Annotated in this window: 15 protein-coding genes; 2 read left to right on the plus strand and 13 right to left on the minus strand. The window is 43.4% G+C overall.

Annotated features, from left to right (window positions below; genetic code table 11):
* Positions 1 to 6: 6 nt before the first annotated feature.
* Genes ACMH5P_RS11395 through xylA form a run of 3 tightly spaced genes read right to left on the minus strand, consistent with a single transcriptional unit; the run spans position 7 to position 4,670 of the window.
* Positions 7 to 666, minus strand: a complete 660-nt coding sequence (locus ACMH5P_RS11395) for a DNA alkylation repair protein (protein ID WP_459494495.1) — start codon at positions 664 to 666, stop codon at positions 7 to 9.
* Entirely contained in the window at positions 663 to 3,323 is a 2,661-nt protein-coding gene (locus ACMH5P_RS11400; RefSeq protein WP_459494496.1) for a glycosyl hydrolase, read from the minus strand. The genes ACMH5P_RS11395 and ACMH5P_RS11400 overlap by 4 nt, the downstream gene beginning before the upstream one ends.
* 18 nt (positions 3,324 to 3,341) lie before the next feature.
* On the minus strand, positions 3,342 to 4,670 hold the full coding sequence (gene xylA, locus ACMH5P_RS11405) for a xylose isomerase (protein ID WP_459494497.1): 1,329 nt from the start codon (positions 4,668 to 4,670) through the stop codon (positions 3,342 to 3,344).
* Between the two features lie 174 nt (positions 4,671 to 4,844).
* Here xylA and ACMH5P_RS11410 point away from each other — a divergent pair, with 174 nt between their 5' ends.
* The gene (locus ACMH5P_RS11410) at positions 4,845 to 7,187 is read left to right on the plus strand and encodes a M1 family metallopeptidase (RefSeq protein ID WP_459494498.1); all 2,343 of its coding nucleotides are present in this window, start codon (positions 4,845 to 4,847) and stop codon (positions 7,185 to 7,187) included.
* Between the two features lie 55 nt (positions 7,188 to 7,242).
* Here ACMH5P_RS11410 and ACMH5P_RS11415 read toward each other — a convergent pair whose 3' ends face one another.
* The 5 genes from ACMH5P_RS11415 to ACMH5P_RS11435 all read right to left on the minus strand — a co-directional run bounded on the left by ACMH5P_RS11415 (position 7,243) and on the right by ACMH5P_RS11435 (position 11,798).
* Positions 7,243 to 8,160 (minus strand): ion channel, encoded by a 918-nt coding sequence (locus tag ACMH5P_RS11415; RefSeq protein WP_459494499.1) that lies wholly within the window; start codon positions 8,158 to 8,160, stop codon positions 7,243 to 7,245.
* A gap of 1 nt (position 8,161) precedes the next feature.
* A complete protein-coding gene (locus tag ACMH5P_RS11420; RefSeq protein ID WP_459494500.1) occupies positions 8,162 to 8,881 on the minus strand; it encodes a sulfite exporter TauE/SafE family protein in 720 nt (239 codons plus the stop codon).
* A gap of 1 nt (position 8,882) precedes the next feature.
* The gene (locus ACMH5P_RS11425) at positions 8,883 to 9,689 is read right to left on the minus strand and encodes a phytoene/squalene synthase family protein (protein ID WP_459494501.1); all 807 of its coding nucleotides are present in this window, start codon (positions 9,687 to 9,689) and stop codon (positions 8,883 to 8,885) included.
* A 4-nt stretch (positions 9,690 to 9,693) separates the two neighbouring features.
* Positions 9,694 to 11,169, minus strand: a complete 1,476-nt coding sequence (locus ACMH5P_RS11430) for a phytoene desaturase family protein (RefSeq protein ID WP_459494502.1) — start codon at positions 11,167 to 11,169, stop codon at positions 9,694 to 9,696.
* A gap of 125 nt (positions 11,170 to 11,294) precedes the next feature.
* Positions 11,295 to 11,798 (minus strand): RNA polymerase sigma factor, encoded by a 504-nt coding sequence (locus ACMH5P_RS11435; RefSeq protein ID WP_459494503.1) that lies wholly within the window; start codon positions 11,796 to 11,798, stop codon positions 11,295 to 11,297.
* A gap of 198 nt (positions 11,799 to 11,996) precedes the next feature.
* On the opposite strand from ACMH5P_RS11435, the gene ACMH5P_RS11440 reads away from it, so the two are divergent.
* Positions 11,997 to 14,339, plus strand: coding sequence for a TonB-dependent receptor (locus ACMH5P_RS11440; RefSeq protein ID WP_459494504.1), 2,343 nt, complete (start codon positions 11,997 to 11,999; stop codon positions 14,337 to 14,339).
* Here ACMH5P_RS11440 and ACMH5P_RS11445 read toward each other — a convergent pair.
* From ACMH5P_RS11445 to ACMH5P_RS11465, 5 genes are read right to left on the minus strand one after another with little or no spacing between them, the layout of a single operon-like run.
* Positions 14,336 to 15,724: a murein hydrolase activator EnvC family protein gene (locus ACMH5P_RS11445; RefSeq protein ID WP_459494505.1), complete on the minus strand. Its 1,389-nt coding sequence runs from the start codon at positions 15,722 to 15,724 to the stop codon at positions 14,336 to 14,338. The genes ACMH5P_RS11440 and ACMH5P_RS11445 overlap by 4 nt on opposite strands.
* Positions 15,724 to 16,548, minus strand: a complete 825-nt coding sequence (locus tag ACMH5P_RS11450) for a DUF4292 domain-containing protein (protein WP_459494506.1) — start codon at positions 16,546 to 16,548, stop codon at positions 15,724 to 15,726. Before ACMH5P_RS11450 ends, ACMH5P_RS11445 begins: the two co-directional genes overlap by 1 nt.
* Before the next feature lie 25 nt (positions 16,549 to 16,573).
* Complete coding sequence (locus ACMH5P_RS11455; protein ID WP_459494507.1) at positions 16,574 to 18,295, minus strand: tetratricopeptide repeat protein; 1,722 nt, start codon at positions 18,293 to 18,295, stop codon at positions 16,574 to 16,576.
* Positions 18,296 to 18,298: 3 nt separating this feature from the next.
* Entirely contained in the window at positions 18,299 to 19,339 is a 1,041-nt protein-coding gene (locus ACMH5P_RS11460) for a hypothetical protein (RefSeq protein ID WP_459494508.1), read from the minus strand.
* On the minus strand, positions 19,339 to 20,727 hold the full coding sequence (locus ACMH5P_RS11465; RefSeq protein WP_459494509.1) for an MBOAT family O-acyltransferase: 1,389 nt from the start codon (positions 20,725 to 20,727) through the stop codon (positions 19,339 to 19,341). The genes ACMH5P_RS11460 and ACMH5P_RS11465 overlap by 1 nt, the downstream gene beginning before the upstream one ends.
* Between the last annotated feature and the right edge of the window lie 2 nt (positions 20,728 to 20,729).

Here is a 20,729-nt window from a genome sequence, read left to right on the forward strand (position 1 = left end):
AGGTAATTAACCAATATGCTTCAAGGCTTCCCTTTTCGACAAAGGCATCAAGGCATTATTTTCAACAAACTCCCTGACCCATTCCGCATCCGTGCGCGCATATTGACGCAAGGCCCAGCCGATGGCTTTCTGAATGAAAAATTCTTTGGAGGTATTGAGTCGTAAAATAACTTGACTCAAAAGTGTGACATCTGTCTTGGATTTATAGCCCAACTGAAAAAGAATGCAAAGCCGTTGGTGCCAAAATATAGGGGATGCCATCCAATGCTCTATCCAACGATCACGCTCTACTGGAAACATCTGAAAATATTCGCTCAAAACCTTGGGACCTAAAACATCGACCACATCCCACCAACAAGTCGCATCGACCCATTGATTAATCAATTCAGGCACACGATGGTCCCACGATTTTTTTGCCTTGAGCATATATTCCATCGACACATATTGAAACTCCCGCTGCGGCAGGACATACAATTCCGAACAAACCTCGAACCAGTCTTCAGTACGGCCAAACTGTTTATAAATGGCCTTAAAGACCTCAGCTCTCTCCGGCTTCTTGATGCCTAAAAAAGGATATTGATCCTTCATATACCACCGCATCCAGTGGGCATTTTCGGGATTTTCCAGTGCGTGGAAAGCTTCTTGGGTGGCAGCGACAAAACTCATCGATTACTAAAATAAAGTTCCCCCTCAAGACCGCTTGGCGTCACCTGCCAAGTGGAAGCATCAAAAGGTTGATAACGAATATCGACAAAATTAATCTCATAAAAATTCTTCCAATTGACTTTTTCGCGGTCCAATTTGCGGACGCGATTTGCCGATACATTCGCTACTTCCAATTCAATGTGGTTATGATTCGTTAATACCCCTGACGGAATCTTTAGCTCATAAGGGAGCGCCCAAACCAAACCCAAATCCTTGCCATTGATTCGAACACGAACCCAGTCTCGAATTTGTTCAAAATGTAAAATCTTAGCCTGCGGCAACTGCTCTTCGGTTAAATCAAAATCAAAGGAATAGGTTCCTTTTCCCCAGTAATCATGCGTCGTTGAGTCTATCGTCCAGTACCGTAATTCCTCCATCGTTTGATTAGGCAACTGCTTCGTTGGAAACGTCAATTGAATCGCGGCATTCGGGTTTAAGGGAGTAAAAACCTTGGACGCCATCGTCCCAGCAACCGTTTTTTTAGGTACTGGTATCGCACGAACCAGTAAGCTCTTACCCGGAGCTAAATTCAAAAAAAACTGTCTATCTTTTTGTAAAACAGGTCTCGTAATTTCTCCGGTCATGGGATCCTCCAATTCCACTCCACCCGAAATTTTGGCCAACTTCACGAATCCCTCCGAGAATCGATTCAAGAGATTCGCCACAAAATACTGGGCGCCACCCAGTGATTTTTTCCGAATAAACGAAATACCTTGGTCGGCGATCGACTCGCGGCTCACCTTAAAACGCTCCAACACATTGATGGGATCCGACACCCAATGCATGGTCAAAACTTGTTTTGCTGCAGACCAACGGTTTTTCTCCTCTTCCGAAAGGCTATACGTATTTTCATGCAAGGGCAGATGCTCCAAAAAATACACCGGCATGCCTTGTTTCACCCAATTCGCCAAGCGTTCCATCGTCTCCAAGGAAACATAGTGCGCCGCAGGAATTAATAAAATTTTATATTCGGCTCCCGCTTTCGTCTTCCACGTTTTCGCTTTCGTCACTTGCAATTCAGCGAGTAACTTATCCGAAACGTAATCCACTTGGTATCCCTTCTCTTGCATCCGTTCGGACCAATGCCCGAAGGAGGTATTTTTCATCCAGTCCCGACTATTGGCATGTAGATCCAAGGGATGTGTTTTCCCCAATCCATTACGCTCATGCCAAATATCCTCCATTGGGAAATACATCAAGACATCGGAATCCGTTTTGTTTGCTTGAAGCATCGTTTGACAAACCTCAATGTAATGATTCAATTGGGGTAAAGCCTCCCAAAAATGACTCTGAGGATTGTAATTTGTACTAGCATAAAACAACCAACCCGGCCAAGGCACTTCGGGTGGCGAATAGGTCGCACCGTGGTAAAACAAATGATTGACCCCACCAATAAATACTTGGTCGACGACCGGTTTTACCTGCGCCAAAGAAACCTTAAAGTGGTTGCCCAACCAGGTTGTGGTCTCCGAGGATACCAATTTCTTCCCCATGATATTGGCGGCCGATGAGGCCAACTTCAAATTGCGGACATCCGGAATCCCAAATCGAACCGTATCGTAATCGGGATCCACTTGATAGCCCGGAATTTCGAAAGCCTTACTCCCAAAGAACTCCGTTTCGGGGATATCCACGGCGGCGTATAAGTCAAGTAAATTACCCGGGGAACCATGAGCTTGGTACCTACTCACAAATCCCATCGCATTGATCCAATGACTAAAGGGCTGCGTAAATTCAGTTAGTAATAGGGAGGAAAGCGTGCGGTGATAATCCGCCCAGATGGCATTTTCCTCCTCGGTTTCGGCCTTGGGTTTCGATAAAACAGCTAGGTGTTTTCGAAGATCGTAATGATTCAATTTTTCAAAGGCCGTAAATAAATTGGGCGTATAGTTAGCTCCGTAAACCTCATACGAATCATTGTACAAGGCGCGCAAGGGGGCATGTGCTTTTTTCAACAAGGGCACAAAAGTTTTCCGATAATGCTCAAAAGCGGTTTTGGAGAAATGATCCATGACCAAACCCTCTCCTCCCGGGGCAGCCCTTTTAACTTGTTGGCCCGTCCCCCTCATACCCATCACATATACCTTCGCTCCTTCAGCTCCTGCGGTAAAACTGCTAAGATGTTCCGAAATCAGCTCTCGCTGAAACTGAGCTCCAACGTAAACAGAAGCGGCTTGAACATCCGTATTCGAGATCGTGTAGGTTTGATTCGGTGGGAGGTCAATGACTTCCAATTGGTATTTTTTGGCAGCATTTGTTGTATTAACTTGAGGGCCACCGAGGGGCCAACCGGTACCGAGGGTCATGTCAATACCCAAATGTAGACGTTCGGCTTCCTTCAAAACGAACGCAAAATGACGATTCCAATCGGGCCCTAGAAATGATAAGAAGGAGGACTCGTAGCCTTTGGCACCATAGATAGGAATGATGTGAAGTCCACCAAACCCGGCTTTGGCAAAGTTTTCCAGATTGTGTGTAATCCCCTTTTCGGTGACCGCACTACCCGGCCACCACCAGTAAGCCCAGGGTTTAGATGTAGAAAAAGCAGTAGGACCCGGAGATCCCACTGCTTTTAAAAAAGTCAAAAAACATATGAGTAGGTATGCGAATTTTCTCATCCCTCAAATGTCGATTGTTTAGACAAAACGACCTAATAAATTTTCCAAATATTCTTGCTTACCTGAGATCATCGCTGGCTCGCCGATCTCCACAGCAATTTGATACAAGTCTTCCAATTTCAATTTACCAGCCTCATAATCAGCTCCTTTACCCGAATCAAAGCTCGCATAACGCACAGCCTTCAAACGATCCATTTCACCATGTTTCGCTAATTTATCCGCAATGATTAAAGAGCGAGCAATCGTATCCATTCCACCGATGTGTGCATAGAATAAATCCGCTGCATCCGTTGAATTCCGACGGCGTTTTGCATCGAAGTTGATACCTCCCCCCGCTAATCCACCTTGTTTCAAGATGATCGACATGGCTTCTGCCCATTCATAAATATCCGTCGGGAACTGATCGGTATCCCAACCGTTTTGATAATCCCCGCGATTCGCATCGATGGAAGCCAACATACCCGCATCGGAAGCCACTTGGCATTCGTGTGCAAACGTATGACCCGCCAAGGTTGCGTGATTCACTTCTAAGTTTAATCCAAATTCTGACAACAAATCAAATTCACGTAAGAATCCGATAACCGTCGCTGCATCGTAATCATACTGATGCTTGGTAGGCTCACAAGGTTTAGGCTCAATGAAGAACTTCCCTTTGAATCCATTCCGACGAGCATATTCAACACAAGTATGTAGCATTCGCGCGAAATGCTCACGCTCACGCTTCATGTCGGTATTCAATAAAGTCATATAACCCTCACGACCTCCCCAGAATACGTAACCATCACCACCTAATTTAATCGTTGCATCGATAGCACCTTTCAATTGAGCACCGGCATGAGCAACTACTTCAAAGTTTGGATTGGTTGAAGCACCGTTCATATAGCGCTCATTGGAGAACAAATTAGCTGTACCCCACAATAACTTCACGCCACTTTCCGCTTGCTTTTTCTCGAAAATATCCGAAATAAACTTCACGCGATCCGTAAATTCTTTCGGATCATTATGTCCTTCAATAGCGTCTACATCATGAAAACAATAAAAAGGCGCTCCGATTTTCGTAATAAATTCAAAAGCAGCATCCGCTTTATCTGCCGCACGCTGACGCGCATCCGATGCGACATCCCATGGATAATGATGCGTTCCTGGACCGAAAGGATCAGCTCCATCGCCACAAAACGAATGCCAATATGCAATGGCAAAGCGCAAGTGCTCCTTCATTGATTTCCCGGCAATAATCCGATTCTCATCGTAGTAACGAAATGCCAATGGATTATCTGATTCAGGTCCTTCAAATTTGATTTGATCAATCCCTTTGAAATATTCTTTTTGTCCAATTAAAACGCTCATAATTTAGCTGAATAGTATTATTAAATCGCTTGATAAGTTCCAAAACTACGAATTCTCCCTTTGATTCCAAATGCTTTTATATATTTTTTTAGCATAGTGTAGCACAGTGCGATGTATATATAATGATACGATTCTAAATTGTTTTTTCTATTTTTGGCAAAACACTACTTCATTATGTCTAAACTATTCAAAGTCATCTTGTTGATAATCATCGCATTACCAACATTTGCTCAAACAGCTTACAATGCCAACGGGCGTTTCGAGCAACTCGAGTCAACCCTTCCTACCCCAAATTCCTATCGGACAGCGAGTGGTTCACCGGGAAAAGACTATTGGCAACAACGTGCCGATTATGATATCAAGGTAGAATTGGACGATATCAACCGCAAGATTACCGGTACGGAAACAATAACCTACTTCAACAACTCCCCCGATGAGCTTCCTTATTTGTGGATTCAATTGGACCAAAACTTATTTGAGAAAAACGCAGCACGCAAAACAGCGGCGACGGGTGAAATCAAGAACGGAATCAGCGCAGCAGCCTTTAAAGAATTAACCGACCCGAAAGATTACGGATATAAAATCACGTCCGTTAAAGACATCAAAGGGAATCCATTGCGTCACACGATTAATCAAACGATGATGCGTATTGACTTACCGACACCCGTGAAATCAGGGGGTTCGGTGAGTTTCAACATCGATTGGAATTATCTGATTACTGAATATTATGGTCGTTCAGGCTATGAATTCTTTGCCAAGGACGGTAATGCGAATTACTTCATCGCGCATTGGTTCCCGCGCATGGCAGTGTACAATGACGTATATGGCTGGCAGCATAAGCAATTCATGGGACAGGGAGAGTTCACTTTGAACTTTGGAAACTACAAGGTTGCGATTACCGCTCCGAATGATTTAGTTGTGGGAGCTGGTGGTGAATTATTGAATCCGAATCAAGTGATGTCGGCGACACAATTAAAGCGCTGGGAGAAAGCAAAAACGGCTACACGTCCCGTAGAAATTGTGACCCAAGCAGAGGCAGAGGCGGCGGAAAAAGGAAAGCCAACGGGCAAAAAGACTTGGATTTTTAAGGCGGATAATGTGCGTGACTTTGCATTCACAGCGTCGCGTAAATTTATCTGGGATGCCTTGCAAGTAGACGTTGAGGGAAAGAAAGTATGGGCTATGTCTTACTACTCGAAAGAAGGCAACCCACTGTGGGGGAAATATTCAACCATGGTAGTCGCACATACCTTGCGTTCATATTCTAAGCGCACGATTGCTTATCCATATCCGGTAGCGATTTCATGTCATTCGACATTAGGAGGTGGTATGGAATATCCAATGATCTCCTTTAATGGCGGTCGGCCAGAAACCGATGGCACCTATACGGAAAACGTAAAAAATGGAATGATTGGCGTGATCATCCACGAGGTGGGACATAACTTCTTCCCGATGATCGTCAACTCGGATGAGCGTCAGTGGTCTTGGATGGATGAGGGTTTGAATACCTTCTGCCAATATTTAGCGGAGCAAGAGTGGGATCGCAACTTCCCGGCACGCAGAGGGGAACCTCAGAACATCGTACCTTACATGCGTTTGGACTCGAAGAATCAGGTGCCTATCATGGCGAATTCGGAGAATATCATGGACTTCGGGAACAACGCCTATGCGAAGCCGGCCACGGCATTGAATATCCTTCGCGAGACGGTGATGGGGCGTGAGTTATTTGATTATGCATTTAAAGAATATGCGCGTAGATGGGCATTCAAGCAACCTTATCCGGCGGATTTCTTCCGTACCTTGGAGGATGCATCTGGCGTAGACTTGGATTGGTTCTGGCGTGGGTGGTTCTACGGAACAGAACCCGTAAACCAATCGATCGAGACGGTGGAGTGGTTTGGGGTAGATAGCCAAGATCCGGTAGCTAAAAAAGCAGCGGAAAAAGCAACGGCTGAAGCAAAACGCCAAACCATGTCGAACATTCGCAACAAGACCGATATCAAATCAACGGTTGTCGAAGAAAATCCTGATTTGACGGATTTCTACAATACCTACGACCGTTTTGCAACAACAGATGCAGAAAAGAAGAAGTACCAGGAATACTTGAGTAGTTTATCCGACGAGGAACGCAAATTGGTTTCCGAAGGCAAAAATTTCTATGTCGTAAACTTCAAAAACAAAGGGGGACTACCGATGCCAGTCATTGTGAAGTTGAATTACGAGGACGGAACTGAGGAGGTATTGCGCTTCCCAGCAGAGGTTTGGCGATTAAACGATGTGCAGGCGAAGAAAATTATCCCGACTTCCAAGAAGGTGGTAAAGTGGACATTAGATCCATACTATGAAATTGCCGACATCGACACGGATGATAATGCTTACCCACGTGAGCCAGCACAACCGACACGTGTTCAATTGTTCAAGGCTCAACCACGTAGCTACGGTGGCGGACAAAATCCAATGCAGGAAGCACAAAATGCCAAGAAAACGGGGGCAATTACAGGTTCAAAAAATCCCTGATTCGAAAGGATTGAAAATCAAAAAGCTCAAATACGCGATGTATTTGAGCTTTTTTTCATTCAGCTTCTATACTATTCAATAAACTTAAATCGAGCTTCGTATTCGATTTTCCTCTAAAGTACATTGGAATAAAACGGTAACCGAAAACCAAGTCGGTAAGCGCATAAGAATTTCGCGCCATGACCGTGGAAGAATATACCTCATCGAAACCGATCAGCAACGCGCTGACCTCCGGTTGCAAGGCTTTTATTTCATTTTCTGTCAAGCCATAAAACGGGCTATTTTCATCAATGGGATGAACAACTGTCCAATTTAATACCAAGCTATCAACATGCGTTCGCTCCAAATCCAAATTATAAAACTGATAGGTCCCATTCGGACTAAACAAACGCGTACTGACTTTTACTTCTGCGTTCGTTAATAAGTGATCATCTTTGTAGCCAACGAGTCGAAACATCAACGCCTTTCCGCCACGGTAATTAGCCACGAGCATTTTTTCTGAAAAGCGCACAAAGGACCTTGGTCTAGAAAAGCGACCATACAACAAACCGGCAGCGATGGCAAAAGACAAGAAACCAATCAGCGATTCAATGGCAGCTATCCAATTGGTCAACTCCCCTACTGGATTTACCCGACCGTATCCTACTGTCGTAAATGTCTGCGTACTAAAAAAGAATAATTCTTTGATGTGCTCAAAACCTTGGGGCGAATCGACTCCCTCTAAACCTGTTGGCCCGGCCAACCAATACAAGAGCGTAAAAAATGAATTAATTAAAAAATAAGCGATGAAGATGACCAGCAAAAATCGCCAACGCGGCATCGTCAACATGCTGTGATAACTACTCACACGGTCGCGAAATGAAATACCTAATCGTTGGATGTTAAAGGAACCATCTCGGTTCACCATACGTCCACCCATTTCAGAGGCCTTATCGCCAAAACCCGTATCCTGATTTTGATTTATTTCTACCATATTATACAAACCAAAGTTTAACCGATGCAATCAATAATACCAAAGCCAACACCCATTTCACCACTTTATTGGAGGCAATTTGAGCTCCCCAACGGGCTCCAAACATGCCACCCACCAAGGCACTTGTAATCCAGAAAACAAGTGTTTGGTCCACATGAATTCCATTCTTCAAACCAAATAAGCCCGCCACCGAATTCACAAAAATAAATAGCGCTGAAATCGCCGCCGCTTCCTTGAGACTCGCCCAACGCATGAGTAATAAAATGGGGCTCAATAAAATCCCTCCGCCTATGCCAATCATTCCTGAAAACAAACCAATCACAGCACCGAAGATAAGCGCCAAAGGCAAGGAAACGGAACGCTGCTCATCTGATTTGAATGTTGCGAGCATACGTACAATGGCTATCACGAGACAAATCCCTAAAATTCGTTTGTAGTTCGCGTCGCTCAACACAAATTGAGCTCCCAAGTAGGACATCGGAACCGAGGTCAGGGCAAAGGGCCAAAAGAGTTCGAATCGAAAGTATTTCTGGCGGTAAAATTGATAAAAGGCCAATAAGGAAACCCCTAAATTAAGCACGAGTGCTGTTTGTTTCATGACGGCCGGTGCTACAGCAAAGATGGCTAAGACTGCCAAATAACCGGATGCTCCTCCATGGCCGACGGAGGCATATAAGAATGCCATGCCACCCAACAAAATTAGCAATGTCCAAAACTCCATGTTAGACGCGTAAATAGATCAATAACTTCTCCCAATCCGGCACGCGAATACGTTCCGATTTTAATCGTTCAACGGGGACGAGCTTGATTTTTTCGAACAAGCGAATGTAGTATTCATAGGCTAACAAAACGCCTTTTCGAGCCGTTTTTGGCAAATTTTCGATACCTCGTAATCCCGCATCAAAATCGGCTTGGATGTCGGCCTCTATTTCTTTCTTTTCACTTTCCGTAAAGTTGTTGTAATCAATACCCGGAAAATATACCCGACCACGATCCTCGAAATCCGACTTGATATCCCGTAAAAAATTGATCTTTTGAAACGCTGAACCGAGTGCACAGGCATCTGGTTTCAAACGTTCATATTCCGCCAAATCTCCGGCACAAAATACGCGTAAACACATCAAGCCAACCACCTCAGCGGAACCGTAAATGTATTGTTTATAGGTAGCCTGATCGTACACACGATCTGTTAAATCCATTTCCATGGAATACAAAAAGGCATCAATTAAGTCCCTTTCCATGTGGAATTTATTGACCGCCCATTGAAAGGAATGCAAGATGGGATTTAAGCTGATTTTTTCCTCGATGGCACGGTAGGTATCCTGACGAAAACGAGTAAGCAAATCGGCCTGATCCTGTTCATAAAAAGTATCCACAATCTCATCCGCCAAGCGAACAAAACCATAAACGGCGTAAATCGCCTCGTGGTAACTCTTGTCCAAAGTCCGAATTCCCGACGAGAATGAAGTAGAATAGGCCTGAGTCAAACGCTTACTCGCATCCAAGGAAACCTGTAAATATAAATCCATCGTACTAACCTTTCAATAATTGATCGACTTCCTTGGCTACCACGATTCCTGAAATTAGGGACGGCGGTACGCCTGGACCGGGAACTGTCAATTGTCCCGTGTAAAACATATTCCCAAGCTTCTTATTCTTCAGACTTGGTTTCAAAAATGCAGTTTGCATTAAGGTGTTCGCCAAACCATAGGCATTCCCTTTGAAGGCATGGTAATCCTGCTTGAAATCTTGGTGAGCATAGGAACGCTTAAACACGATGGAATCCCGGATTGAAACACCACAATAAGCTTCCAGACGATCCATTAATTGATCGAAATATTTCTCGCGCATTTCTTCGGTATCTACTAAATCCGGTGCCACAGGAATCAACAAGAATATATTCTCACTACCCTCAGGAGCCACGCTCGGGTCAGTCACGGAAGGTGCCGACGCATAAAAGAGTGGATCCGATGGCCATGCTGGATCGGTATAAATTTCATGTGAATGCACCGAAAAATCACGATCGAAGAACAAATTATGATGCTTTAAGCGCGGCAATCGTTTGTTAATTCCCAGGTAAAATAACAAAGAAGATGGCGCCATAACGCGTTTATCCCAATAGTTCTCATCGTAATTTCGATGCGCTTCGCCTAACAACGTCTCCACATGATGGTAGTCGGCACTCGCCACTACAGCATCCGCTTCGAAAACTCCATTTTCCGTTTTTACACCTTTGACCTCCCCCCCAACAATGGAAAATCCAGTCACCTGCGTATTTAATCGAATTTGAACACCCTTACTTTTCGCCAACTCGACCATCCCTTTCACAATCATGTGCATTCCGCCCATTGGATACCAAGTACCCAACTTGATCTCAGCAAAGTTCATGAGACTGTACATCGCAGGTGTATTTTGTGAAATAGCACCTAAAAAAAGGATGGGAAATTCCATCAATTTTAATAAAGTACTCGATTTAAAATACTTACGAACGTGGGTGTAAAAAGACTGGAAGACGTCCATTCGAATGGCATCGACCAATAAGCGAAGACTTAAAAATTCGGTGATGCTGGTGGAAGGTTTCCAGACAAATTCCTGAATTCCGACTTTATATTTATAGGCAGCTTGTTCCAAAAAGCGGTCTAAGGCATTCGCCGCCCCGGGCTCAATGGATTCAAATAAACTGCGTAATTGCTGATAATCCGCCGGCATATCAACCACCTCTTGATCCGACAAAATCACCGAATAGGATGGATCTAGGCGCTTTAAGGTATAATAATCGGATGTCTTTTTCCCGAAACGTTCGAAATATTGATCAAAAATATCAGGCATCCAATACCAGCTTGGCCCCATATCAAAGGTGAAACCCTTTTCTTGAAAAACGCGCGCGCGACCACCGGCCTGCTCATTCTTCTCAAAAATCTCAACCTCATAACCTTTTGAGGCGAGCTCAGTAGCGGTGGATAAACCCGAGAAACCGGCACCGATAACAATGACTTTTTTCTTTTTCATGCTAAACAAATATAAGAAATTCCGCTAAGCTTTTACCAAAAGAAAAAGTCAGATAAAATCTGACTTTTTACTTCATCTTCTGTTAACCAAAAAACTAATTATTACAATTATTTCTAACTGTGTCTTTAGGCGTACATGCTTAAATGACTCTTAAGCGTCTTACGCGCAATGTGTATCCGGTTTTTAACCGTTCCAATAGGTAGATCCAATTCTTCTGCAATCTCGTGATACTTAAATCCTTCGAAATACATTAAAAATGGAATGCGGTACATTTCTTCCGTATGACGTAATGCCAATGCAATGTCCTCATTCATAAAAGAACGTTCCGCCCCATTTAATTGAATTGAATCTGTTGAGTTGATGTAGTGTAAATTATCTGTTGTATCAATGAACGTGTTCCGACGAACCATCCGTTGGTATTGAGTAATGAAGGTGTTCTTCATGATCGTAAACAACCACGCCTTCAAGTTAGTGCCATCCGAATACTTATCACGATTCGTAAATGCCTTCACCAAAGTGTCTTGAACTAAATCGTTGGCATCATCTCCATCGCGCGTTAAACGCAGCGCAAATGGTTTCAAAAACTTTGAAAATGTACCTACCTGATATGAAAACTCTAAAGCTGTCATGATTCGTCTTGTTTGTTGTGTTTAACAAATTTACCAAAAGATTAAACAAAACAAACAATTGTTTAACAAATTTCAAAAAATATTAAACAAAATTTTGTCGACGGGACAAAGGCGTTCATCAGCGGGATTCCCGAATTTGTCAATAAAGCATCGAAATAAAGCCAAATGGGCTTATATTAGGAGTCTGTTAGAGCTCGAATGACGCGAAAAATATTATTCTTAATTTTTGTTAACTGTTTAACATTCCCCCTCTGGAGTCAAACATCTGCGCCATGTACTTGTACCTTGGAGGGAAATGTGAGCTCCAAAGAATCAAAAGAATTGATACCCGGCGCCTACATTTACATAAAAGGAACGAATAAATTTGCTCAATCCGACGCCAAAGGCTTCTTTCGAATTTCAGCACTCTGCCCGGGAAATTATACCTTAGTCTGTCAAATGAGCAGTTTTGACCCAGTTGAAATCCCCATTTCCATCAAAGACGAAATCGAACACAAGGAAAATTTCAGCCTAAGTAGTCACGAAGAACATTTACAGGAGGTTATTGTCAGCGGAAAGAAATCGGATACTGGGGCCCAACTTCGCGGTCGGCTGAGTAAAGATGAACGCGCAGAACGTGATGGTTTAGGACTGGGCGAAATGCTCAAAGGCATTAGCGGGGTTCAAAGCCTTCAAACCGGAAGCACGATTTCCAAGCCCGTGATCCACGGAATGCACTCCTCCCGAATTATCATTTTGAATCAAGGCGTCCGACAAGAGGGACAACAATGGGGAAGCGAACATGCCCCAGAAATCGACCCCTTCGTATCTAAAAACATTCAAGTCATCAAAGGCCCCGGGGGACTACGCTATGGAGGAGATGCCATCGGGGGTATCGTGATGATGGAACCCGATGCCCTTCCGGATACCGCGGGAATTAAGGCGGAAATGCAATCGATTTATTTTACAAATGGCCGACAAGGCGTTTTATCAGGTAGTGTACAAGGTGGTTTCGGCCAAGCAAAAGGATGGGGATGGCGCGTTCAGGGTACTTTAAAAGATGGAGGAAACATTCGGACAGCCAATTATTATTTAGCCAATACGGGTGTTGAAGAACAAAATTTTTCGGCAGCCCTAGGATTCAAGAATACGAAATGGACCAGCGATATCTTTTTCAGCCATTTTCATTCGGTCATTGGCATATTTGCGGGTTCGCACATTGGAAACATCAACGATCTTGAACGGTCCATCGAACGTTCGAGACCTTTGCCCATATTTACTCCCACAAAATTTACGCGCAAAATTGAACGTCCCAACCAAGATGTTCTACATTCCCTTGCTAAATTCAAACTACAATACCAATTAAACAATGGAAGTGCCATCCGTTCCACCTTCGCCGGACAAAATGATGAAAGACTCGAATTAGATGTCCTTCGTGCAGGAAGAAGCATCAATACCCTCCGCTTCCTGATGCAAACTTTCAATGGGGAAATTCTTTTTGATGAAGCCAACACCGCAAAAAACTGGAAGGGGCAAGTGGGCATAAACTTTCAATTTCAAGGAAACATCACATCCGGCAGAGAAGTCAAGCGGCCCATCTTAACCTCTAGCCTCCTCCCCAATTACTTCCAAAATAGCGTGGGGATTTTTGCTATCGAACGGCTTGTTAAAGAAAAATATGAATTGGAAATTGGTGCCCGACTCGATGAAAAAACCATCGAGGTACATCGTCCAAGAACAAGTTATTCCAATACGATATTTAGGGACTTAGATCGCTACCTCGGCCTATCGGGCAGTATTGGCCTAAAGTACCACTGGACCGAAAAACTGGAAAACCACCTGATCGTTGCCCGAGCATTTCGAGCTCCCGGTGTCAATGAACTTTATTCCTATGGCGTTCACCATGGTGCAGCCGCCTTTGAAATAGGCGACCCTACATTAAAAGGTGAAACGGCCTATAACTTCAGTTTGAATACGCTGTTCGCACCCAAAAATTTACAAATCGAATTGGGACTATTCCACAATTACATTAATAACTTCATCTACCTACGCCCCATGGTTAACCAAGGGAAAGCCGTTTATTTTACCACCGTTCGTGGGGCCTTTCCGGGATTCTCCTATGAACAATTGAATGCCATTTTTCAGGGAATCGATGCGCAGGTTAATTACCAAATTACCCCTCATTTAGCCCTCCAACAAAAAACAAGCATCGTTCAAGCATTTAACACCTCACAAAACTTTTCTTACCTAGTTAACATTCCGGCAAACCGTTTTGAGTACAATGTTACCTACCGATGGATGCAAGAAAAACAATATGTAAATATTGGCTTAGTCCAGGTGAGTCGACAAAATCGTGTAGAGCCTGGCTCGGATTACGCAGAACCTCCGAATGGATATGTCCTTGTACATGCCAACTGGGGAATAAATTTGAAGAAATTTGATTTCGGGATACGAATCAGCAATGCCCTGAACACAGCCTACCGTGATTATCTAAATCGGTTCAGGTATTATACAGATGACCAAGGTCGCAACATCAGTCTGCGTATCCTGTATAAAATCTAACGACGTAACCAGCTCTCAGGATTCTGGTGTTGCGTATTTTTCCAAACCTGGAAATTAATTTCGGAAGTGCCATCCTCATCCGATGCGACCGATCCAATCCGTTGACCCGTCTTTATCTTCTGGCCCGCGCTCACAGAAACATTGGCAAGCTTACTGTAAACCGTAAAATATTCTCCATGCTGAATCGCCACCACCATATTAATACCTGGAATATTCTGCACCGTCGCGACAACGCCGTCATACACCGTATGAACGGGCGAGCCCGCCGAAGTCTGAATATCGATTCCATTATTATTGACCATCACCCCTTTTAACACAGGGTGTTTGTGCACGCCAAAATGATCCGAAATGAATCCAGAGGGCACCGGAAAAGGCATTCTTCCTTTCAATGCAGAGAACGAACTCGCAAGTTTCGCCTCCTCCGCATTCATGTAGTAGGTATTCGATTTAAGGGCTGGCTCCTCCACATTTTTAACAGGATTTGCGTCCTTCTTTTCCACGCGAGCCTCCTCCTTAGCCTCCTCTTTGCTTTCAATTGAACTCGGCTTCTCACTTCGCTTCACGATACCTTCTTCCAATTTAGGTTTAGGAAGAGCAGGTTTATTAACCTCCAACTTGCGTGCTTGCGCAGCCATCCGCAACTTACGCTCTCGCTCCATCGACTTTTGAATTTCCCGCTGAACGATCCCCGCAATCAAATTATCCAATTTTTTAATCGCCAATTTCTTTCGCTCTAATTCTGTCTTTAATTTCTTTTCCTGTTGAGTTAAAACAGTTACGACCTTATTTTCCTTCGACTTGAGAACTTCCAAATTGGCCTTTTCTTTTTCCTTCTCTACCAAGACCTTCTTCTCCTCATTCTTCTTGAACTCCACCTGCTGCTTCTTCGTCATCAAATCCTGACGCGTCTCGAATATCTTATGGGCCTGCTCCTTACGATTCGATGTAAACTGACGTAAATAATCAAAACGACGTGTAAATTCGCCAATGTCCTGCGACAACAACAAGAAGCTGATTTTATTCGAAACCGTTGATACTTTCTGCGCCTCATACAACATCAAGGCATAATTCTTCTTTAATCGTTCTAGTTTCGCCGCGAGCACATCACTCTCTTGCTTCAATTTACTCGCTTCCGCTGCTAATAATTCCTGATTTTCATTTAGGACATTAATCTGCTTTTTTTGAACAACAATCTGCTCCTTCAAGACATTTAACTTCCCAATCGACGCATTCTTCTTCTTGGACGTCCGCGAGATGATGGAATTCAACTCCTTAATTTTGGCCAAATTTTCCTTCTTCTGTTGCTCCAACTGGGTTTTCTTATCTACCTGTCCCCAAGCCGAAATCGAACAAAACAAAACTATAAATACAACTAGATAACGCATTACTTTTTCAAAAATTTAGCGGGGATACGAAAAGGAAATTCGAGCGGGGTATCTAAAAGCTCCACCTTGGAATACTTAATTTGAATGACCGTGGTTACCCTTTTATCCTCTTTGTTTTTAACGTCCAGCGTAATTTGGCTAGAGAACGGGAAAATCACTTGATTCAAATTGGTAAACTCCTCAAAATCCAATGTCAATTTATTACTCGATGGCTCATCACGAACCAATAACTTCTTCAATTTTCGATTCGGCCCGACCATATTATCAATCTTGATCCGCCCTGAATCCTGTTTAATGATTATGTTTTCATTCTCTCGAATCACCCGAGAATTATTCTTCTTAAATGGCTGATTCCCTACAATCAATGATTGCAAAACCCGATAATCAATTCGAAAACCCATCATCGTACTCAAACTATCATAGGTCAAATCATAATATTCCCCACTAATTTTTTGATAGAATTGAATCCGATTCTGCGTAAATAAACCCGTTGCGCCCGCCAATCCAGCCTGGGAAATCGTTACCCAAATTAAACTATCCTTCTTAACGCGAATGTCAACGGAATAATTGTCTATATTATTGCCCGATTTCCATGCCACGCGCGATTTTGCTTTCAAATAACTAAACGCCAACTCATCCGCTGACTCCTTGGAATCGAGCTCATTCGGGCGTTCATCAGGTACAATTTTAGCAATTGTATCCACCAAAACCGCCGTTTTTATCGTATCTGTGAGTACGGATGCCACGGGAGGTGCCGGACTTACAGCTGACCTACAGGACAGGAAACCCACTAAACCCAAGAAAAAACAAATTAGTCGCACCATTGCTTTATGAATATGCAAAATTATCTCAATTTTCGACAATTCGCTTCATCTTAATCTTTTTATCCAGGTTTTGATCTGCATTTGGTAAATCCTTGGCCTTTTTCCAACTTTTTATGGCCTCATCCAATCGACCTAAACGATAGAGCGCATCCCCATAATGCTCCCAAATCGCAGAACTCGGTGATTTCCCCTCCTCAATCGCCATCTCCAAATAACGTAAAGCTTCTTGATAATTACCCTGCTGATACAATACCCAGGCATAGGTATCTAAATACGTTGACTCCTTCGGCAAAGCCTCCACCAATCTCTTCGACATCCGAGCAGCCTTCTCCAATTGCTCCTTCCGCAAAGACAAATAATAACTGTAATTGTTTAAAACATGTTCGTCATTGGGATTCAACAACAATACTTGTTCAAACGCGGCATCTGATTCTCGATGCCGATTTAACGCATGATAGACATCTCCCATAATGGAATACAATTGTGTGTTCCAATTTTCCGAGGGCTTGATGATGCCCTTCGCAATTTCCATGTAGCGAATCGATTGCACAATTTCCCCTTTCAAATAGCTGGCAAATCCCATCTGAAAATTCAAAAAACCTTGCCCAGGGAAATATTTCAAAGCCTCCGCCGTATGAACAAGCGCACTATCGATCGCGTTTATCTCAAAGTCCAATTGAATAATCCGCGACCAAACTTCATACTTCGGGTCCCCCATCCGGGCAGCCTGCAGATAAAATCGTTGTCCCTGTTCAATTTTAGATGCACTGACATATAAATCTCCTTGGATCGCTAAAAAGCGGGGCTCATTCGGATAAACAGTTAACCAGTGTCCAGCGAGTTGGTTGGCCAACTCCCATTTCATGGGATCATCAATCTGCTCAAAAACCTTCATCGTCACTTGTGCCACCATCGATGGCAATACCTCATGATCAGCCGCGGCCAAACGTAATTGAACAAGTGTCGAATCAAAGTTCTTTTGATGCAGGTAAACATTGGTTAAAAGCAATGCCAATTGACCTTGCTCAGGATTCTTCCGCTGCATACGTATTAAATCTGCCTTTACCGAATCCGATTGACTTAGCTCCCACGCCACATCCATCTGCTCCCAAGAAAGCATCAACTCTTCATCATCCAATTCGACCAATCGCATACCCGCTTGCAGGGCCTTAATCAATTGCTTTTGCTTCAAATAAATAAATGCCTTGGTTCGAATAATTGCCGGATATTCACCCATGTAATGATCCGCTCGATCCAGCGCTTCCAAGGCAGGATCCCCCTGCTCCGACCACAGATAGGCTTGAGCCAACAGTAAATTAACCTCCGGATGCCCTTCGTCATATTGACTCAATTTCGTTAAACAGGCAATCGCCTCCGAAACCTGCCGGTCGGCCAATAATTGCTCCGCATAAAACAAGCCATAATCAAGCGAAAAAGGTGATAATTCATGTGCCTTGCGCGCATAACTTAAGGTTCGGCTCTTATTTTTCTCCGACAAATAAGACTTGGCTAAATAAAAAGCCAAGGAAGGTTCTTGTGGAAGAACAGCCGACAAACTCTCCCAGACCATGATCGCCTCCGCATAATCCTCCTTCATGTAGTGACGCATGCCTTCTTGGAAGAGGGCTTCTTGCGCCGACTTGGATTGCAGGATTCGTCGACTCTGCGCATTCCCATGCAAAGCAGCCAAAAGCATGCCAAACAGCAAGCAAACACGAAGTATTAGACACCAGCGGTTAGCGCGCATGATTTATAGTGTGAGCAAATATTGATTAAATTGAGCCAACCAAGCGCGGGCCCCTTTTTGATTCCAGTGGGAATCCGATTTGAAAAAATAATTTTTACCCCCCTCCTTCAGCGGGATGGTCGGATCCACAAAGCGAACTTTATCCCCTAATTCCAAATGCAATTTGGGCACCAATTGATTACTTACTTTCGACTCGGTACGGGTAAAAACAACGGGGTTCGGAATGATAACAAAAATCACTTCGTCAAAACCTTTCGTTTTGGCATATTGATTCATTTCCACGATTCGATTTCCTAATTCGTGGAGCTCATTATTCGATATGGGATAAAAGGAACTCGAACGCTGTGAGGAATCCACTGTCTCACGCATGTATAGAAACTCCCCATTTTTCGAGACCGTTACATCCGTCGGGGAACGATTAAACACCTTCGAATGGATGCTTGATTTTAAGGATTTCAATGGACTAAATAATTGCAAATTGAAAAGCGTAAAATCTAAGTTTTGCTCCAATTGAGGATGATAGATATGCTCAAAAAGATAATCGTTAAATGAAGTGTACCAGAGTTTATCTGATGAAATCTGTTCTAATTGTGGCTTTAAACGCTCCAAGGAGAATATCGTCCAAGCATTTCGCTCGACCGTTTCAACAAGTAACACTTTTTTAGTTGCATTGGGACGAACACGTAAGGGTTCCAAATTGCTGTCCGACCACTTCCGAAAAGTAACGTTTTTTGTCCGAGCAAAATTAGATGTATCCATTTGTACATAACTATAGAGGTAACTATCCCCCAAAATAGTCAACTCGATATCCCGAATTTCCTGGTTAGCCACTTGATGACGAATCAAACTCGAATCCTTTTCCAGTCGGAAAGCAGGTAAATACGACAAGCCATACAAATCCCCAAATCGGTATTTATCCGAACCTAACAATCCGTCGTCTTGGTACCGCGCATGAGAAAGCCAACGCATCGCAGACTCCGAGCTACTCAATACGAGTACCCCCAAGAAAAAAAGCAACACGCTACAGGCAAATACTTTTCTCATTAAAACTGAAAATAGATAAACTGTTTCAAATTAAACACCCCCAAGAAATAAATGAGGAGGATAATCATGGGCATCATTAGCCAAAAATTTGTTAACTTCTTCGGCTGTACCTTGTCCCAAATCTGTAATCCGACAATCAAGACAAGACAAAAAATCACCTCATTAAAATGCATCCCCAAGGGTGCATCTGACTGCCAATGAAATAAACGCGTGAAATAAGTTTTTATTTGCGAAAAGGATGGAATCCGAAAAAAGACCCAAGCTAAACTAACCAATACAAACGTCCAGATTTGCAATAAGCGCAAATAAATACCTCTAGCCTTTTCGGGGGAAAGAGCTGGAAGATAGCGGCTGATCGTTAACCCGAGCAATTGGAATATCCCGTGCAATGCTCCCCAGATTACAAAGTTCCAACTTGCACCATGCCAAAATCCAGAAATGACAAACACAATCATGATGTTCAAATACCAACGCGGTACCGACACCCGATTTCCTCCTAACGAAAAGTATACATAATCCTTAAACCATGTCGATAGGGATATATGCCACCGACGCCAAAAATCCGGGATGGATTTCGCCATGTAAGGTGCATTAAAATTGGTCATCAAATCAAAACCCATCACCTTCGCTGCGCCAATCGCCATATCCGAATATCCCGAAAAATCGCAGTAAATCTGAAAGGAATAAAACACCGATGCCAAAATCAAATTGGGACCCGATTGAATCGCAAGACTGCCATAAACGGAATCGACCAAAATCGCTAAGCGATCAGCAATCACCACCTTTTTAAATAAGCCCTGCAGCATTTGAAACAAACCAGCTTGAACGCGCGCAGTATCCCAAAAATGCTCTCGATAAAATTGATGAATCAAGTTTTGAGGACGCTCAATCGGCCCCGCAACAAGCTGGGGATAAAACATCACATACAGACAATAAATCCCAAAATTTCGTTCCGCTTTTTGATGCCCCCGATAGACCTCAATCGTATAACTCATCGCCTGAAAGGTGTGAAACGAAAGACCGATGGGAAGTAAAATGGATAAAGTGGGAAAGTGCCAAGAATAGCCAAATAGATTAGCCACAGCAGTCAAATTCCCCGAAAAGAATCCGAAATATTTAAAAAAGGCTAAAACGCCAATATTTGCCAAAAGACTCGCCGCCAAAAAAAGCTTTTTTGACCTGCCTTCAAATTTCTCCAAATAAATTCCTGCGTAATAATCAACGATTATCGTAAAGCCTAAAATACCCAGGTAAACAGGCTGGAAGGCCATGTAAAAATAACAAGAGGCCGCCAACAAAAGTATCCAACGAAAACGGTGAGCCAATAAAAAATAGGCGGAGGTAACAATTCCAAAAAACACCAAAAATTGCAAGGAATTGAATACCATTG

The sequence above is a fragment of the Aquirufa sp. 5-AUSEE-100C1 genome (genome assembly GCF_054558655.1).

What these genes read in the sequence shown, in the direction of transcription:
- ACMH5P_RS11395 (WP_459494495.1), bottom strand. Translation starts at nt 666, where the DNA reads ATGAGTTTTGTCGCTGCCACCCAAGAAGCTTTCCACGCACTGGAAAAT.
- ACMH5P_RS11400 (WP_459494496.1), bottom strand. Translation starts at nt 3,323, where the DNA reads ATGAGAAAATTCGCATACCTACTCATATGTTTTTTGACTTTTTTAAAA.
- xylA (WP_459494497.1), bottom strand. Translation starts at nt 4,670, where the DNA reads ATGAGCGTTTTAATTGGACAAAAAGAATATTTCAAAGGGATTGATCAA.
- ACMH5P_RS11410 (WP_459494498.1), top strand. Translation starts at nt 4,845, where the DNA reads ATGTCTAAACTATTCAAAGTCATCTTGTTGATAATCATCGCATTACCA.
- ACMH5P_RS11415 (WP_459494499.1), bottom strand. Translation starts at nt 8,160, where the DNA reads ATGGTAGAAATAAATCAAAATCAGGATACGGGTTTTGGCGATAAGGCC.
- ACMH5P_RS11420 (WP_459494500.1), bottom strand. Translation starts at nt 8,881, where the DNA reads ATGGAGTTTTGGACATTGCTAATTTTGTTGGGTGGCATGGCATTCTTA.
- ACMH5P_RS11425 (WP_459494501.1), bottom strand. Translation starts at nt 9,689, where the DNA reads ATGGATTTATATTTACAGGTTTCCTTGGATGCGAGTAAGCGTTTGACT.
- ACMH5P_RS11430 (WP_459494502.1), bottom strand. Translation starts at nt 11,169, where the DNA reads ATGAAAAAGAAAAAAGTCATTGTTATCGGTGCCGGTTTCTCGGGTTTA.
- ACMH5P_RS11435 (WP_459494503.1), bottom strand. Translation starts at nt 11,798, where the DNA reads ATGACAGCTTTAGAGTTTTCATATCAGGTAGGTACATTTTCAAAGTTT.
- ACMH5P_RS11440 (WP_459494504.1), top strand. Translation starts at nt 11,997, where the DNA reads ATGACGCGAAAAATATTATTCTTAATTTTTGTTAACTGTTTAACATTC.
- ACMH5P_RS11445 (WP_459494505.1), bottom strand. Translation starts at nt 15,724, where the DNA reads ATGCGTTATCTAGTTGTATTTATAGTTTTGTTTTGTTCGATTTCGGCT.
- ACMH5P_RS11450 (WP_459494506.1), bottom strand. Translation starts at nt 16,548, where the DNA reads ATGGTGCGACTAATTTGTTTTTTCTTGGGTTTAGTGGGTTTCCTGTCC.
- ACMH5P_RS11455 (WP_459494507.1), bottom strand. Translation starts at nt 18,295, where the DNA reads ATGCGCGCTAACCGCTGGTGTCTAATACTTCGTGTTTGCTTGCTGTTT.
- ACMH5P_RS11460 (WP_459494508.1), bottom strand. Translation starts at nt 19,339, where the DNA reads ATGAGAAAAGTATTTGCCTGTAGCGTGTTGCTTTTTTTCTTGGGGGTA.
- ACMH5P_RS11465 (WP_459494509.1), bottom strand. Translation starts at nt 20,727, where the DNA reads ATGGTATTCAATTCCTTGCAATTTTTGGTGTTTTTTGGAATTGTTACC.